This is a genomic window from Sphingopyxis italica (assembly GCF_011926545.1).
Classification (GTDB): Bacteria; Pseudomonadota; Alphaproteobacteria; order Sphingomonadales; family Sphingomonadaceae; genus Sphingopyxis; species Sphingopyxis italica.
Genome location: NZ_JAATIT010000001.1, coordinates 680,303 through 695,918, shown reverse-complemented (window position 1 = coordinate 695,918; position 15,616 = coordinate 680,303). Strand labels below are relative to the sequence as shown.

The window sequence follows — 15,616 nt, the reverse complement described above, 5'->3', positions numbered from 1 at the left end:
GGCCGCGACTCGCGGACTTCTGCGGGTTAAATCAAAATTAACCTTTTCCCTTCATTAGTTTCGTGGTTAATGTTCCGGCAGTCCTGCAAACGGGGGTTGGTCGGTGACATCCTTGATGGTCATGCGATCGGGTTCGCGGGATCATCGTGGGAAATAAGGGGTGCCCAATGCGCGTACTGCTGATCGAGGACGAGCCGACGACCGCGAAAGCGATCGACACGATGCTCACCACCGAAGGCTTCAATGTCTATACCACCGATCTCGGTGAGGAAGGCTTGGACCTGGGTAAACTCTATGATTACGACATCATCCTGCTCGACCTGAACCTGCCCGACATGCACGGCTATGACGTGCTGAAAAAGCTGCGCACCGCGAAGGTGCAGACGCCGGTGCTGATCCTGTCGGGTATTTCGGAAATGGATTCGAAGGTGCGCTCGTTCGGCTTTGGCGCCGACGATTATGTCACCAAGCCGTTCCACCGCGACGAACTGGTCGCGCGCATCCACGCGGTCGTCCGCCGTTCGAAGGGCCACAGCCAGAGCGTGATCAAGACGGGCAAGCTCGCGGTCAACCTCGACACCAAGACGGTCGAGGTCGATACCACCCGCGTGCATCTGACCGGCAAGGAATATCAGATGCTCGAGCTGCTCTCGCTCCGCAAGGGCACGACGCTGACCAAGGAAATGTTCCTCAACCACCTGTATGGCGGCATGGACGAGCCCGAATTGAAGATCATCGACGTCTTCATCTGCAAGCTCAGAAAGAAACTCGCGCTGGCGTGCAACGGCGAAAATTACATCGAGACGGTCTGGGGCCGCGGTTACGTCCTTCGCGACATCGACGACGAAGGCAATGAGGTGCGCCGCGTCGCCTGACGCGCCACGCTTCACGATTACCCGAGGAAAACCGGCGCGGAGCGATCCGCGCCGGTTTTCTATTGGCGTGGTGACCATCGTGCGCTGGAAGGCCGTTATCGACCGGTTGCGGCCGAAGCGCGATTGCTCTCTCCCCTTCAGGGGAGAGATACGAAGGCTTGCCGGCTTGTCCGGCTAGCCGCAGTTGAGAGGGGCATGAACCGCTTCGGCCCCCTCTCCCAACCCTCTCCCCTGAAGGGGAGAGGGCTATGACCGCTCCCCACCCCAAAGCCGACGCAGTCTCAGAAGCTCAGCTCGTCGTAGATTTTCGAAAGATCGCCGCCCCATGGCCCTTCGTAGCAGTCGAGCAGGTCGTGCGCGGGCGACTTGCCGCTCTTGGCGATGCGGCGGAGCGGTTCGAGGAAACCGACTTCATTGTCGCCCATCGAATTGACCTCGCCGCGCGCCGCAAGGCCCGCGGCCGCGATGTCGAGCACTTGGTGCGCAAGCTCGCCGACGGTGCCGCCGCCGGGCGCGGGGGCGTCGAGGCCTTCGCTCGGCACCGCGTCGCGCAAGCTCTGCTGCTCCTCGATGCTCCAGCCCTTGACGAGATCCCATGCGGCGTCGAGCGCGCCCTGGTCGTAGAGCAGCCCGACCCACAGCGCCGGTAGCGCGCAGATGCGGTTCCACGGCCCGCCGTCGGCGCCGCGCATTTCGAGGAAGCTTTTGAGGCGCACTTCGGGGAAGGCGGTCGACAGATGGTCGTTCCAGTCGGAGAGGCGCGGCTTTTCACCGGGAAGCGCCGGCAGCTCGCCCTTCAGGAAATCGCGGAAGCTCTGCCCGGCGGCGTCGATATATTGGCCGTCGCGGAAGACGAAATACATCGGCACGTCGAGCATATAATCGACATAGCGTTCATATCCGAAACCCTGCTCGAACACGAAGGGCAGCATGCCGGTGCGCGCGGGGTCGGTGTCGGTCCAGATATGGCTGCGGTACGACATATAGCCGTTCGGCCGGCCTTCGGTGAAGGGCGAGCTGGCAAAGAGCGCGGTCGCCAGCGGCTGGAGCGCGAGCGACACGCGGAACTTCTGCACCATGTCGGCCTCGCTCGCATAGTCGAGGTTGGTCTGGATGGTGCAGGTGCGCAGCATCATGTCGAGCCCCATGCTGCCGACGCGCGGCATATGGTCGAGCATGATCTTGTAACGCCCCTTGGGCATGATCGGCAGCTCGGCGCGCGTCTTGTCGGGCCACATGCCGAGGCCGAGGAAGCCGAGGCCGAGTTCGGCGCCGACTTCCTTTACCTGCTTGAGGTGGCGGCCGGTCTCGGCGCAGGTCTGGTGGAGATTTTCCACGGGTGCGCCCGACAATTCGAGCTGGCCCGCGGGTTCGAGGCTGACGGTGCCATCGCTGCCCGCCAGCGCGATGACCTTTCCGCCCTCGATCACCGGCTCCCAGCCGAAGCGGGTGAGCGCCATCAACAGGTCGTGGATGCCGCCGGGTTCGTCATAGGAAGGCGCGCGGTTGTCGGCGGTGCGATAGACGAATTTCTCGTGCTCGGTGCCGATGCGCCAGCGGTCTTTGGGTTTTTCGCCCTCGATCATGGGCGCCGCGAGCTGGTCGCGGTTTTCGACGATGGGATCGTTGCTGTCGGAGGCGGTGCGCGTGCTCATGTCGCGCATTTAGACTATTCGGTATAGAATGCAATCGGGGCCGATCGTCAGTCGATCGCGACGTCGAACGCGATCGCCATGGCGGCGGCGGGCAGGAGCGTCGCGGTGGCCGCGGCGAGGGTCGTGCCCAGGGCCGACGCGCCGAACGGATCGCTTTCGTCGGCGCCGCTCGCATTGTCGTCTTCCACGCTCGCCGCGCCCGCGCAGCTCGTGCCGCTGCGCAGCGATCCGGCGACGAAGCTCGTTCCGGCGGGCAGCGGATCGGCGATGGCGATGCCGGTCGCGGTGCCGCTGCCATTGTTGGTGACGAGGATGCAGTATCGCATCCGAGCCCCCGGAATCGCCTTGGGATTGGTGGTGCCGTTGACCGGGTCGCTGACGATGCCGCTCGTCTTCGCGATCGCGAGGTTCGTCGTCGGACGGCAGAAGATGATGTCATGGAGCGCCATGCCCTGCTGCCCCGGATTGGCGGGGGCGAGGCTGTGGCTGCCATATTCGATCGTGATGCTGTCGACCGGCGCGTTGAAGGTCACGGTGACCGTGCCGTCGGCGCTGCCGTCGGTCGACAGTATGTCGCCATAGGCGCTGTTCCCGACCACATAATTGGCGCTGCCGTTGGTCAGCACCGGCGTGACGACAGCGCCATTATAGGTGCCGGTGACGGTGACGCGGTCGGCGAACTGGCCGGATGCGTAATCGACGTCGAACAGCCGGAACTGCGCGCCGGGCACCGCGGTCGGCAGCGCGATCGTCGAGGTGACGGTCCCCGCCTGACTGGTGAAATCGACGAGCTGGAAGATCGAATATTGCGCCGGGGCCAGCCCGCCGGTGACGACATTCTGCCGCGTCGGCGACTGGCCGCCATAGGTCGCGTTGCTCAAAAAGCTGCCACCGCTGACCGCGATATTGAAGCTGGCCGTGCCGATCGCGGTCAACGCCGCGCTGCCGCTCGTCGTGCCGGCGGGCCAGCTGATGCCGTCCCAGTCGTACAGCGTCGTACCGACGGGACAGACGAGCGTCGGCGGCGTCCCCGCGACGCGCGTGCCCGATACGGTGAAGCTGGCGCTGTCATAGTCATCCTCGCCCGCGCCGTTGCCGGGGGTCGAATCATAGTCGAAGGCCGAGGAGGCGCTGATCTCGGCGCCGTTGGTGACGCTCGCGCCCGCAGTCGCCGAGACGGCCCCGCTGATCGTCAGCGTCCGCGTCGTCCCTGCCGGGATGCTGCCGACGGTCCACACGCCGGTGATGCTGTTATAGCTGCCGAAACCCGACGCGCCGGTGAAATTGAAACCCGCGGGCAGATTGTCCGCCACCGTCACGCCGGTCGCGGTCAGCGCCGACCCGCTCGCGTTGGTGACGCTCAGCACATAGTTGATGCTCGCCCCGAACGCCGGCGCGGCGTTGCTGACCGATTTGGTCAACGACAGGTCGGCATAGTTAGCGGGCAGGCTGGTAAGATAGAGGTCGGCGCGCACGAAATTGCCGTTGTCGGCCGAGGGATATTGATCGCAAATTTCGAGCCGCCAGGTCCCCGCACTGTTCTCGCCGTTGAAGGCCGACAGCGGCGAATTGGGGCGGAAGCTGTTCTGATAGGGCGGCGCGCTGTTCGAATGACTGGTGCCGTTGCCGTCGGTATTCACCGTCTGCGCCGCGTCGTCGTCGAGGCGGACATTCAAATTATTGCCGTCGATGCTGCCCGTATCACCGTTGACGAGCTGGATGCGCGTTCCAGCGGGCGATTGCAATGTGACGCGCAGATCGCCGCGCCAGCTGTGCGTCGCGAGCAGGCCGAGATCCACGTCGCCGACGATATAGCTGGTGCCGACGGTGAAATTGCGCACCAGCGGCGCGGTGCAGGTCGTCGCGGCATTGATCGTGCCGGCGGTCGTGTTGCTGTAGGTCGTGGTGGTCTGCGCGGCGACGGGATTTGTGGCAAGCGTCAACGCCAGCCAGACGAGCATGATACAGGCCCGCGCAGACTGCAAACACTGGCCCCCCAGCCAGCGGTATCGGCTCTGGTCCCGCCGTTGCATGGCGCCGCTATGGGGCAGGATAGCTAATATCGGGTTAAAATGGGCGAGTTGACGGCAATTCTGTCCGGCCGCGGGACAGTTTGGAGGGTGGCCAAGCCCCGCCCCTTCTGGCGGCCAAAAAGAAAAGGGCGGCATCCCTTCGGACGCCGCCCCTGATCTTTTAACGAAGCTGCGAAGCTCAGGCTTCGGCCAGGTCCTCGTCATATTGTTCGACCGGACCCGAATCCTGGCCCTTGGCATCGACGTCGCGGTCGACGAATTCGATGACCGCGATCGGCGCCGCGTCCGAGGCGCGGATGCCGGCCTTGATGACGCGGGTGTAGCCGCCGTTGCGATCCTTGTAGCGTTCGGCGAGGACGTCGAACAGCTTCACCAGCTGCGTGTCGTCCATCAGGCGGCTCATCGCGAGGCGGCGGTTGGCAAGGCCACCGCGCTTCGCCAGCGTGATCAGCTTTTCGATATAGGGGCGCAGTTCCTTCGCCTTGGCGACGGTGGTCGTGATCTGCTCATGCTTGATGAGCGAGGCCGACATGTTGCGGAACAGGGCCGTGCGATGTGCGCTCGTGCGCTGCAGCTTCCGGCCACCCGATTTATGACGCATAATCCATTCCTTCGTTCGTTAAGGGCCCGTGTGAGGTAGCCCAGACCAGGTCGATTGCGGGCCGACCCATTCCCGTTGTGGCCCCGGCCGAAGCCGGGGCGCAAGATCAGCCGAGAAGCTCCTGTTCGAGCTTCTTGGCCATTTCCTCGATATTCTCGGGCGGCCAGCCGGGGATGTCCATGCCGAGGCGCAGACCCATCGACGACAGCACTTCCTTGATTTCGTTCAAGGACTTGCGGCCGAAGTTCGGGGTGCGGAGCATTTCGGCTTCGGTCTTCTGAACGAGATCGCCGATATAGATGATGTTGTCGTTCTTGAGGCAGTTCGCCGAACGGACCGACAATTCGAGTTCGTCGACCTTCTTCAGGAGGAAGCGGTTGAGCTGGTTGACGTCCGACTCGTCGGCGGTGGTCGGCGAAGCCGCCATGCCGATCAGGCCGCTGTCGTTCATCGCTTCTTCGAAGTGGACGAAGACCTGCAGCTGGTCCTGAAGGATGCGCGCGGCATAGGCGACGGCGTCCTCAGGCGTGACCGTGCCGTCGGTTTCGACGGTCAGGTTCAGCTTGTCATAGTCCAGTTCCTGGCCGATGCGGGCATTGTCGACCTTGTAAGCGACCTGACGCACGGGCGAGTAGAGCGAGTCGACCGGAATCAGGCCGATCGGCGCGTCGACCGGGCGGTTGGCGGTCGCGGGGACGTAACCCTTGCCGGTGTCGGCAACGAGTTCCATGTTCAGCGTCGCACCATCGTCGAGGTGGCAGATGACATGGTTCGGGTTCATCACCTTGATGTCGCCCGACACCATGATGTCGCCGGCCTTGACGGTCGCGGGACCGGTCGCCGAAAGCTGGAGCCGCTTCGGGCCTTCGCCTTCCATCTTGAGCGCGATCTGCTTCACGTTGAGCACGATGTCGGTGACGTCTTCACGCACGCCGGCCAGGCTCGAGAATTCGTGGAGCACATTCTCGATCTTGATCGACGTGATGGCCGCACCCTGGAGCGACGAGAGCAGCACGCGGCGCAGCGCGTTGCCGAGCGTCAGGCCGAAGCCGCGCTCGAGCGGTTCGGCGACGAAGGTCGCCTTGCGCTTGCCGTCGCTGCCAGCCTTGATTTCCAGGTTGCTGGGCTTCTTCAATTCCTGCCAGTTCCGGATATTGACAGTCATGGATTTCCCTTTGCTTTGGGCGGGACGGGTGGGGGTCGACCACCTGTCCAGCGAGGATTTTATACGGGCGGCGCCCCGGCGGTGGGGCGCGCCCGGAAAGACGTCAGACGCGGCGGCGCTTGGCCGGGCGGACGCCGTTGTGCGGGATCGGCGTCACGTCGCGGATCGACGTGATGTGGAAACCGACGGCCTGCAGCGCGCGGAGCGCCGATTCACGGCCGGCGCCGGGGCCCTTGACTTCGACTTCCAGCGTGCGGACGCCATGTTCGGCGGCCTTCTTGCCCGCGTCTTCGGCGCAGACCTGCGCCGCATAGGGAGTCGACTTGCGGCTGCCCTTGAAACCCATCATGCCGGCGCTCGACCAGGCAATCGCATTGCCCTGCGCGTCGGTGATGGTGATCATCGTGTTGTTGAAGGTCGCGTTGACGTGGGCGACACCCGACGAGATATTCTTGCGTTCGCGCCGGCGAAGGCGCTGCGGTTCACGAGCCATGATGAAATCCTAACCTGTATCCTGAATGGCCGGTGGCGGACGGATCGCCGCGCTCCGGCAGGGAAAGAAACAAGGAAGCGCGCCCTCAAGGACGCACTCGACCTTACTTCTTCTTGCCGGCGATCGGCTTCGCCTTGCCCTTGCGGGTGCGCGCATTGGTGTGCGTGCGCTGGCCGCGGACGGGAAGGCCCTTGCGATGACGCAGGCCGCGATAGCAGGCGAGGTCCATCAGGCGCTTGATGTTCATCGCCGTGTTGCGGCGCAGGTCGCCCTCGACCGTGTGGTCGGCGTCCAGCGTTTCGCGGATCTGGAGGACTTCGGCGTCCGACAGGTCCTGAACGCGGCGGCTGTGGTCGATGCCCAGCTTGTCGGCGATGCCGACGGCGGTCTTGCGGCCGATGCCGTGGATATAGGTGAGCGCGATGATCACGCGCTTGTTGGTGGGCAGGTTGACGCCCGCGATACGTGCCATTGGGTACTTTCTCCTGCTCCACGGGGCGCGCTGGCAATCGGCCCCATCTCAAAGCGTCTGATTTTCCAACGCAAAAAACGGACCACGATGCGCACGAAAACGCTTCGCCGTCCGGTCAGGCTGTCGGAATGTTCGCGCAGTTAGGGTGAGTCGCGCGGAAAGTCAAGCAGACTGCGGTGAATGGCGGTGCCCCGTCTTGTTTCCGCTGTCGCGGAAACGACCGGCACCAGCCCGCTCCCCCACCCGGCCTCCCTAGGTTACTATCGTCGGGGAGGCCGGGTGGGGGAGCGGGCTGGTGCCGGTCAATCTTTTGACGTCAGCGCGACCGCGCGATCGTGCAAGCGGGAGACGACCGCACGATGAATCCCGGGGGCGCAGGCGATGACGCCGAACGCTTGCGCGCGCGGCGTGTTGAACCTCAGCGGCTCGCCGAAGGCATCCGATACCGCCGCGCCCGCCTCCGCCGCGATCAGCGCCGCCGCCGCGACGTCCCACTCGAAACCCCAGCGCAGCGTCGCGACCAGGTCGGCGCGATCGTCGGCGACGAGCGCCATGCGCAGCGCGATGCTGTTGGGCTTGGTCACCATGATCAGGTCGCGGTCGACCTTGGGCAGGCTGTCGGCGGGAACGCGCGACCCGTCGAAGGTCATCCGGCGGCTCGCGCGCAGCGTCTCGCCGTTGAGCGTCGCGCCCTTGCCCTTTTGCGCGACCCACAGCTCGTCGAGCGCCGGGGCGTAGAGCACGCCGAGTTCGGGCGCGCCGTCGATGACGAGCGCCACCGACACGCACCAGCCCGGGCGGCCGCGGATGAAATCGCGCGTGCCGTCGATCGGATCGACGCACCACATCGCGCGGCACGACAGGCGATCTTCGCTGTCAGCGGTTTCCTCGGACAGCCAGCCCGCCTCGGGCACCATCGCGCCGAGCACGGCCTTCAATCGCGCATCGACGGCGAGGTCGACGTCGCTCACCGGATTGTCGTGCGACTTGTGCCACACATCGACCGCCTTGCCCTCGCCGCGCCAGCGCGCCATCGCCATGTCGCCGACCTCGCGCGTCGCGGCGATCATCGCTTCCAGGTTGCGGCCGGGCATCGGCTGACGATCCTAGCTGCTGGCGACGGTCATGCCGTCGATGCGCAGCGTCGGCGCGTTGGTGCCGTGTCGGAATTCAAGGTCGCTCGCCGGGATCAGCGCGGCGAACATGTCGATCAGATTGCCCGCGATCGTGAATTCGGCGATCGGTCCCGCGATCGCGCCGTCCCTGATCAGGAAACCCGACGCGCCGCGGCTGTAATCGCCGGTCACCGGGTTGACCCCATGGCCGATCAATTCGGTGATATAGACGCCCTCGGCAATGCCCTCCATCAGCGCCGCCGGCGTCGCGCTGCCCGCGGCGAGATGGAGGTTGCTCGCGCCGACCCCCGACGCGCCGCCGCCGCGGCTCGCATGGCCGGTCGGCGTCAGGCCGAGCTGCTTCGCCGACGCGGTGTCGAGCAGCCAGCCGGTGATCTTGCCGTCCGCGACGATGTCGCGCGCCGCGGTCGGCAGGCCCTCGCCGTCGAAGGCGCGGCTGCGCAGCCCGCGCGCGCGGTGCGGCTCGTCGCGGATGACGACGCCGCTGTCGAACAGCATGTGCTCTTCCTTGCCGAGCAGGAAGCTCGTCCCGCGCGCGATCGCGGGGCCGGCGATCGCGCCGAGCAGATGGCCGACGATGCTGCCGCTGATCCGGGGATCGAGGATGACCGGCAGTTTGCCGACCGGCGCCTTGCCGGGGTTCAGCCGCGCGACCGCGCGCGTGCCGGCGCGTGTCCCGATGTCGTCGACGCTTTCGAGGTCGGCCAGATGATGCGCGCTGTGCCAGCCGTAATCGCGCTGCATGTTCGCGCCTTCGCCCGCGATGACGCTCGCCGAAAGGCTGTGCCCGCTCGACCCATAGCCGCCAAGAAAGCCATGGCTGGTCGCGAGCGCGAAGCGCGTCCGGCTGTGGCTCGCGCTGCCGCCCTCGCTGTTGGTCACCCCGGCAACGGCGCGCGCCGCCTCCTCGACCGCCAGCGCCGCTTCGCGCAGCGCCTGCGGATCGGCTTCGCTGCCGTCGTCGAGGTCGAGATCGGGAATGGCGCCCTTGAACAGCAATTCTTCGGGCGCGAGGCCGGCATAGGGATCCTCGGGTGCCTCGCGCGCCATCGCGACGCAGCGGGTGACCAGCTTCGCAAGCTCGCCCGCGTCCATGTCGGCGGTCGACACGCTCGCGCTGCGCTGCCCGACGAAGACGCGCAGCGAAATATCCTGCCCCTCGGACCGCTCGACATCCTCGAGCGCGCCGAGCCGCATCGAAACCGAGGTGGCGGCATTGCAGTAATAGAGGGCGTCGGCGGCGTCGGCGCCCGCCTTGGCGGCGGCGTCGCAGAGCATCTGCGCGCGGTCGAGAGCTTCGGAAACGGTCAGCATGTCCGCGCCCTATACGGCGCGCGGGCCAGCGTCAAACCTAGGGTCCTGACCCTAGCTGCGGATGGTTAGCGCGCGATCGCCGCGATCGCGTCGGTCGCGGCGATCGCGCCGCTGATCCACAGGAACGGCAGGGTCAGCGCGGCGAACCACAGGCGGCGCACATCGCGGCGGAAGCGCGCGTGCAGGCCCCAACTCGCGAGCGCCTGGCGGCTCAGATGATACCAGTGGCGTTCGGTCGACCGCGCGACCGGAAGCGCGAGTGCGAGAAGCATGACCAGCGCGACGACGATGAAAGCGGACGGCGCCCCGGCGTTGACCACGCTCATCACGAGCCAGATCTGTAGCGCGGCGAAGGCGAGGAGGGCGGCGGCGGCATGCCATGTCATTCGGCGGCCGAGACTCCGTGCCGGCGGCACACTGACTGCCGTGCGCCTCCACAGGCGCGGTCCAAATGCTGATGCCATATTACAGCCCCCTAGGCTGGCGATTCCCAGAACCGCACGTTTTGCCCCAAAAATTCCCAAGTCAAGACAGCTTGCCCGCGATTCGTTAATTTTTGCACTCGATTCGGCGCGGATTCGCAACCAAATCGCGCCGAATCGCAAAAAACGCTGCAATATTGGCAGTATGGGCCGTGGGCAGGGCCGGCAAACAGGGGATAGGGGTAGGGGCTGCCGATCAGCGCTGCGGCGGCATCGGCAGCGGCTCGGCGTCGGCCTCGTCGGGAGCGGTCGGCGCGGCGGGGGGCTCGCCATTGGCCTGGCGTTCGAGATCCTCGGCCGCCTTCTGCCGTTCGGCGAGTGCACGCTCTTCGGCGACGACGGCGGCCTCGACCTCCTCGGCCGCGGCGTCGATGCCCGCCAGGCGCTTGGCGCGCTCGTCGGCGATCATCGCCTGCCAGTCGGTCTTGTCGGCGGCGCGCCGTTCGGCGCGCGCGCCCGCGAGAAGCGCCTGCGTGCAGCCGGTGAAGCCGCCGAGGCCGGTCGGCGAGCAGCTGTCGGTGCCGAAGCGGCCGACGCGTTCGAGCGCGACCACCTTGTTCGCCCAGGCTTCGTTGCGCGGATCGAGCGGGTCGCCGCGCAGCATCTCGGGCACGCGATAACGTTCGGTTTCGGGCAGGCGGTTACACACGACGATCTCGTCGGGGCTCGACTGTTCGCACTTGTCGTCGCCGTAAATGATGACCTGGTTGATCTTGTCGGCGTCCGCCGGCGCTTCCTGAGCGGCGGCGGGCAGGGCGGCGGCGCTGCCGACGAGGATCAGCGCGAACAGGGGGAGGCGGGTCATCGGATCTTCCTTTGTCAATTTGACGCGGCGTGGCACCGCGACCCTGCATCGGTCATAAACGACGCGGGGGCTTTTCTGTATCAGATACGTTTCGACAGCGCGATGGCTGCACGGCAACCGGCGCGGATCGCGAGGCTGAGGATCGGGTAGCCGGGGGCGCTTTCGGCGCCCGCCTTCAGCGCGGCCTCCTTATGCTCGAGCTCCTCGGCGCGAAAATCCTCGACCGCGGCGCTGAGCTCGGGGTCGCTGTCGCCCAGTTCACCCAGCTGGTGCTGATAATGGCGGTCGATCTCGGTCTCGACCGCGGCGGTGCATGCCATCGCCGCGCGCGGCCCCATCGCGGCGGTCACCGCGCCGAGCGCGAAGCCCGCGACGTTCCAGACCGGCTGGAGCGCGGTCGGGCGCACGCCGCACTTGGCGATCATCGCGTCGAAGAATCGGCGGTGCCGCTCTTCCTGCTCGGCCATATGCGCGATCTCGCGCGCCATCGGGTGGCGGTCGCCCATCACCGCGAGCTGGCCAGCATAGATGCGCGTCGCGCCATATTCGCCCGCCTGGTCGACGCGGATCATCGATGCGGTGCGCCGATTACTCTTTTCCGGGGCGTCGGTCATGTCGCCGATGTGCGCCCGCGACGCAGCAAGGTCAAGACGAGCGCGGCGGCGGCGAACGAGAAGATCGCGTTGAACCCCGCGAGCGAAATGCCGAAGAGCGACCATTGCACCGCGTCGCAGCGGATCAGCGGCGCATTCATGATCGAATCGAGCGTGACGGGGCCGGCGGCGCCGGTCGCGCAGGTCGTGATGCCTTCCCAAAATCCATATTCGACCCCGGCGTGAAAGACGCCGATCGCGCCGCTGACCGCGATCGCGATCGCGGCGAGCAGGGTGAGCGCGCGCATCGCCTTGTCGTTGCGACGCAGCAGCAGCGCCAGCAGCGCGAGCAGGATCGCCACCTGATGCGGCCAGCGCTGCCAATAGCACATCTCGCACGGATGCAGGCCGAAGCCATATTGCGACACGAGCGCCCCGCCATAGAGCAAAAGCGGCCCCGCGAACGCGGCGATCGGCGCGGCGAGGCGCGATTTCAGCATCAACACTTACCTTGAATTATCGTCATCCCGGCCTTCGCCGGGATGACGAAAAGGGGGCATGGCGATCACGCGTCAGTTGCGGCGCGCGGGCTTGGCGCCGGGTTTTCCAGCCTGCGCCATGCGCGCCGTTCCCGGGCCGATCCGCCCGATCGTCTGCAGCGCATAGTGGAGCTGGAAATCCTCGATGCCCTTTTCCTTGAGCTCGGCCGCGGTCGCGGTGAAGCGCGGGTCGGCCTTCTCGTCCTTTTCGAGCAGGCCGTCGTCGACCTTCTTTTCGTTGATCAGGTGACGGCGCAGGTCGCTCTCGCGGAATTTGGGCCGCGAGGCGTAGTCGGGATCGCTGAGCTGCGGCACCTGGATGTCGGGGTCGATTCCGCCTTCCTGCACGCTGCGGCCCGAGGGCGTGTAATAGCGTGCAGTGGTCAGGCGCAGCGCGGTGGTGTCGGTCAGCGGCAGCACCGTCTGCACCGATCCCTTGCCGAAGCTGCGTTCGCCCATCACGACCGCGCGGTGCTGATCCTGCAACGCCCCCGCGACGATCTCGGAGGCCGAGGCCGATCCCGAATCGATCAGCACGATCACCGGCGCGCCGCCGGCGGCGTCGCCCGGTTCGGCGAAATAGCGTTCGATGTCGCCCTTCTTGCGCCCGCGCTGCGAGACGATTTCGCCGCGTTCGAGGAACAGGTCGCTGATCCCGACGGCTTCGTCGAGCAGCCCGCCGGGGTTCGACCGCAGGTCGAGGATCCAGCCGCGCGGCGTCTTGCCCAGCGATTTTTCGACCGCCATCATCGCGGCCTTGAGGTCGGCGGTCGCGTCGGCCGAGAAATTGGTGACGGTGAGCACGCCGACGTCGCCGCTGACTTCCCATTTCACGGGTTTCAGGTCGATGATCTCGCGCGTCAGCGTCATCTCGAGCGGCTTGTCCTGGCCTTCGCGGACGATCGTGATGTCGATGGGCGTGCCGGGGCGGCCGCGCATCTGCTCGACCGCTTCGTCGAGCGTCATGCCGAAGATCAGCTCCTCGTTGATGTGGGTGATATAATCACCCGCCTTGATCCCCGCCCGGTCGGCCGGGGTGTCGGCGGTCGGCGCGATCACCTTGACGACGCCGTCCTCCATCGTCACCGACAGGCCGAGCCCGCCATATTCACCGTCGGTCTGGGTGCGAAGGTTGGAAAAGCCGCGCGCGTCGAGATAGCCCGAATGCGGATCGAGGCTGGCGAGCATGCCGTTGATCGCGCCCTCGATCAGTTCCGAATCCTCGACCGGTTCGACATAGTTCGCCTTCACTTCGAGATAGACGTCCATGAAGCGCGCGATTTCTTCCTGCGTCTTCGAATCGACGCTCGCCATCGCGCCGGTCGCGAGCGGGACGAGCGCCAGCGTCGAAAGCGCGGCGGCGCCCTGCCACAAGGCGAAGCGGCGTTTCGGAGAAGCGGCGGTTTTGGTCGAGTCGGTCATTTCAATCTTTCACGCGGGCGAGAGCCTTCCCGCCTTATAGGGTCTTTCCGGTCTAGATTGAAGCGTCGTGATTGGCGCTGAAAGCGTCTCGGCGAGGAGCGTTGCGCGGGCCGGGCTGGTTGCCCGGACAAGCAACGCGACGCTGTCCGAGGCGCTTTCAGCACCAACCCCGAAGGGGCGGGCCGATTTTGGCCGATTGCCGCGTCGATCGTCGGTCACGATGCAAAGGCATTGCTCCCTCCTCTCTCCTTGCACTCGGCCAAAATCGACTCCGTCACGACGTTTCAATCTAGACCGGAAAGACCCTAAACCCCGGCACGCCATCATCCTACGCAAATCTGCGTGGGTCAAGCGGGGCATCCCTATGCGAGACCTCCGTCGAACGCCCGATTAACCGATCATCGCAACGACATCGACGGGGCGACCGGCGCGGCGAAGCTCGACCGTGATGCGGCTGTCGTCCGATCCGGCGCGGCCGACCGGCGCGCCGGCATCCACCGTGTCGCCGACCCCGACCGACAGCGCGATCATGCCGGTCAGGAGCGAGACCCAGCCACCGCCATGGTCGATGATGACGATCTTGCCATAGCCGCGATAATCGCCGGCGAAGCCGACGCGGCCGGGCGCGGGGGCGACGACCTGTCCGCCGGGGCGCGCCGCGATCGTGATGCCGCGCGATCGCACGCCGCTTTCATTGACCTCGCCGAGCCCCGTAACGATGCGCCCGACGACGGGCAGGCGATAGGCGCCGCGGGTCAGCTCGGCATTGGCCGCGGCGGGCGGCGCGGCGACGGCGATAGGATCTTTGGGGTTGCGCGGGCGCGGGAGCGGCCCCGCGAGCTCGGCGAGTTCGGCGCGCACCGCGCCGTCGGCTTCGAGCGAGTCCATCAGCTCGACGATGTCGCGCGCCTTCTCGCCAAGCCCGAGCGCGCGGTCGGCTTCGAGCTGCGCGCTGCTCATCAGCTCGCGCGAGCGCAGCCGGCCTTCGTTTTCCAGCCGGGTCAGCGCGTCGCGGCGGTGCGCGAGCTGCGCCTGGCTCGCCGACAGCGCCTTCAGCGCCACCGCCTGTTGCCGCCGCGCGGCGTCGAGCAAGGTAAGTTCGCGGCGCACGTCCGCGGTGCGGCGCTCGATCACCGGCATCGCGGCGTCGATCACCGCGCGCGCGTGGACCATGTCGGAAAGCGACCCCGGCTGCGCGAGCACGCTGACCGGCGGCTGGCGGCTCAGTTGCTGGAGCGAGGCGGCGAGTTCCAGCAAGGGCTGCTGCTGCTCGGCGAGCCGCGCGCGCCGCGCCGACAGGCGGCGGCTGACGAGCGCGACGCGCGCCTCGCCGGCGCTGATGTCGGCTTCGGCCGACTGGATCCGCGCGGCGAGCGCGGCGCTGCGCTTCTTCAGCCGGTCGGCTTCGCTGCTCGCGGCTTCCGCCTGTTTTTCGAGCAGCGCGCTCCGCGCCATCGCGGCGGCCGACTGCTGTTTCGCGTCGATCAGCTGTTCGCGCTCGTGCACGGCGATGGCACCGGGATCGAAAATATCGCTCTGCGCCAGCGCGAGCGCGCCGCCGGCAAAGACGGAGATGGTCGCAAGGACGGCAAGCGCGCGCCTCATTGCCGGCCTTCGCGGTGATAGGGATGGCCGGCGACGATGCTCGTCGCGCGCCACAATTGTTCGGCGAGCATCGCGCGCGCCATCAAATGCGGCCAGGTCGCGCGCCCGAAGGCGATGACCTTGTCGGCGCCTTCGCGCTCTTGCGCCGTGAAGCCGTCGGCGGCACCGAGGCAGAAGCGCGTCTCGCGCACCCCGCCGTCGCGCCATTTTTCGAGGAGCCGCGCGAATTCGAGCGACGACATCTGCTCGCCGCCCTCATCGAGCAGGATCGTGCGGCTGTTCTCCGCCGCGGCGGGCATCCGCCCGCCGGTGTCGGGAAGTTCGGAAATCTTCTGCGCCCAGGTCACGCGCTTCATATAACGCTCGACCAGCTCGGCCTCGGGGGAACGCCCGATGCGCCCGCGCGCGATGATGTGCAGCAGCATA

The 15,616-nt window shown here is 66.5% G+C and carries 16 protein-coding genes; 1 reads left to right on the top strand and 15 read right to left on the bottom strand.

The annotated features are described in order from the left end of the window. Nucleotides 1–167: 167 nt before the first annotated feature. Entirely contained in the window at nt 168–875 is a 708-nt protein-coding gene (ctrA, locus tag GGR90_RS02980) for a response regulator transcription factor CtrA (RefSeq protein WP_167919339.1), read from the top strand. A gap of 281 nt (nt 876–1,156) precedes the next feature. Here the strand turns inward: ctrA and GGR90_RS02975 are convergent, their stop codons facing one another. From GGR90_RS02975 to GGR90_RS02905, 15 genes are all read right to left on the bottom strand, one after another. Then, complete coding sequence (locus GGR90_RS02975; protein ID WP_167919337.1) at nt 1,157–2,530, bottom strand: glutamate--cysteine ligase; 1,374 nt, start codon at nt 2,528–2,530, stop codon at nt 1,157–1,159. Nucleotides 2,531–2,577: 47 nt separating this feature from the next. Beyond that, nucleotides 2,578–4,491, bottom strand: coding sequence for a proprotein convertase P-domain-containing protein (locus tag GGR90_RS02970; protein ID WP_167919335.1), 1,914 nt, complete (start codon nt 4,489–4,491; stop codon nt 2,578–2,580). Between the two features lie 250 nt (nt 4,492–4,741). Continuing rightward, nucleotides 4,742–5,164, bottom strand: coding sequence for a 50S ribosomal protein L17 (gene rplQ / locus GGR90_RS02965; RefSeq protein ID WP_167919333.1), 423 nt, complete (start codon nt 5,162–5,164; stop codon nt 4,742–4,744). Between the two features lie 106 nt (nt 5,165–5,270). Continuing rightward, on the bottom strand, nt 5,271–6,329 hold the full coding sequence (locus GGR90_RS02960) for a DNA-directed RNA polymerase subunit alpha (protein ID WP_058803170.1): 1,059 nt from the start codon (nt 6,327–6,329) through the stop codon (nt 5,271–5,273). A 103-nt stretch (nt 6,330–6,432) separates the two neighbouring features. Next, nucleotides 6,433–6,822 carry a 30S ribosomal protein S11 gene (rpsK, locus tag GGR90_RS02955; RefSeq protein WP_003040416.1) on the bottom strand — a complete coding sequence of 130 codons (390 nt, stop codon included), beginning with the start codon at nt 6,820–6,822 and terminating at the stop codon, nt 6,433–6,435. A 103-nt stretch (nt 6,823–6,925) separates the two neighbouring features. After that, entirely contained in the window at nt 6,926–7,294 is a 369-nt protein-coding gene (gene rpsM / locus GGR90_RS02950; protein WP_167919331.1) for a 30S ribosomal protein S13, read from the bottom strand. Nucleotides 7,295–7,596: 302 nt separating this feature from the next. After that, complete coding sequence (locus tag GGR90_RS02945) at nt 7,597–8,388, bottom strand: inositol monophosphatase family protein (RefSeq protein WP_167919329.1); 792 nt, start codon at nt 8,386–8,388, stop codon at nt 7,597–7,599. A 12-nt stretch (nt 8,389–8,400) separates the two neighbouring features. Then, nucleotides 8,401–9,744 carry a TldD/PmbA family protein gene (locus GGR90_RS02940; RefSeq protein ID WP_167919327.1) on the bottom strand — a complete coding sequence of 448 codons (1,344 nt, stop codon included), beginning with the start codon at nt 9,742–9,744 and terminating at the stop codon, nt 8,401–8,403. A gap of 65 nt (nt 9,745–9,809) precedes the next feature. After that, the gene (locus GGR90_RS02935) at nt 9,810–10,130 is read right to left on the bottom strand and encodes a hypothetical protein (RefSeq protein WP_245198379.1); all 321 of its coding nucleotides are present in this window, start codon (nt 10,128–10,130) and stop codon (nt 9,810–9,812) included. A 292-nt stretch (nt 10,131–10,422) separates the two neighbouring features. Next, nucleotides 10,423–11,031 carry a hypothetical protein gene (locus tag GGR90_RS02930; protein WP_167919323.1) on the bottom strand — a complete coding sequence of 203 codons (609 nt, stop codon included), beginning with the start codon at nt 11,029–11,031 and terminating at the stop codon, nt 10,423–10,425. Between the two features lie 80 nt (nt 11,032–11,111). After that, entirely contained in the window at nt 11,112–11,645 is a 534-nt protein-coding gene (locus GGR90_RS02925; protein ID WP_167919321.1) for a demethoxyubiquinone hydroxylase family protein, read from the bottom strand. Continuing rightward, on the bottom strand, nt 11,642–12,124 hold the full coding sequence (locus GGR90_RS02920; protein ID WP_167919319.1) for a disulfide bond formation protein B: 483 nt from the start codon (nt 12,122–12,124) through the stop codon (nt 11,642–11,644). Before GGR90_RS02920 ends, GGR90_RS02925 begins: the two co-directional genes overlap by 4 nt. Nucleotides 12,125–12,196: 72 nt before the next feature. Next, nucleotides 12,197–13,585: a S41 family peptidase gene (locus tag GGR90_RS02915; RefSeq protein WP_167919317.1), complete on the bottom strand. Its 1,389-nt coding sequence runs from the start codon at nt 13,583–13,585 to the stop codon at nt 12,197–12,199. Between the two features lie 390 nt (nt 13,586–13,975). Continuing rightward, nucleotides 13,976–15,190: a murein hydrolase activator EnvC family protein gene (locus GGR90_RS02910; protein WP_167919314.1), complete on the bottom strand. Its 1,215-nt coding sequence runs from the start codon at nt 15,188–15,190 to the stop codon at nt 13,976–13,978. After that, on the bottom strand, nt 15,187–15,615 hold the full coding sequence (locus GGR90_RS02905; protein WP_167919312.1) for a 23S rRNA (pseudouridine(1915)-N(3))-methyltransferase RlmH: 429 nt from the start codon (nt 15,613–15,615) through the stop codon (nt 15,187–15,189). Before GGR90_RS02905 ends, GGR90_RS02910 begins: the two co-directional genes overlap by 4 nt. Nucleotide 15,616: the final 1 nt, after the last annotated feature.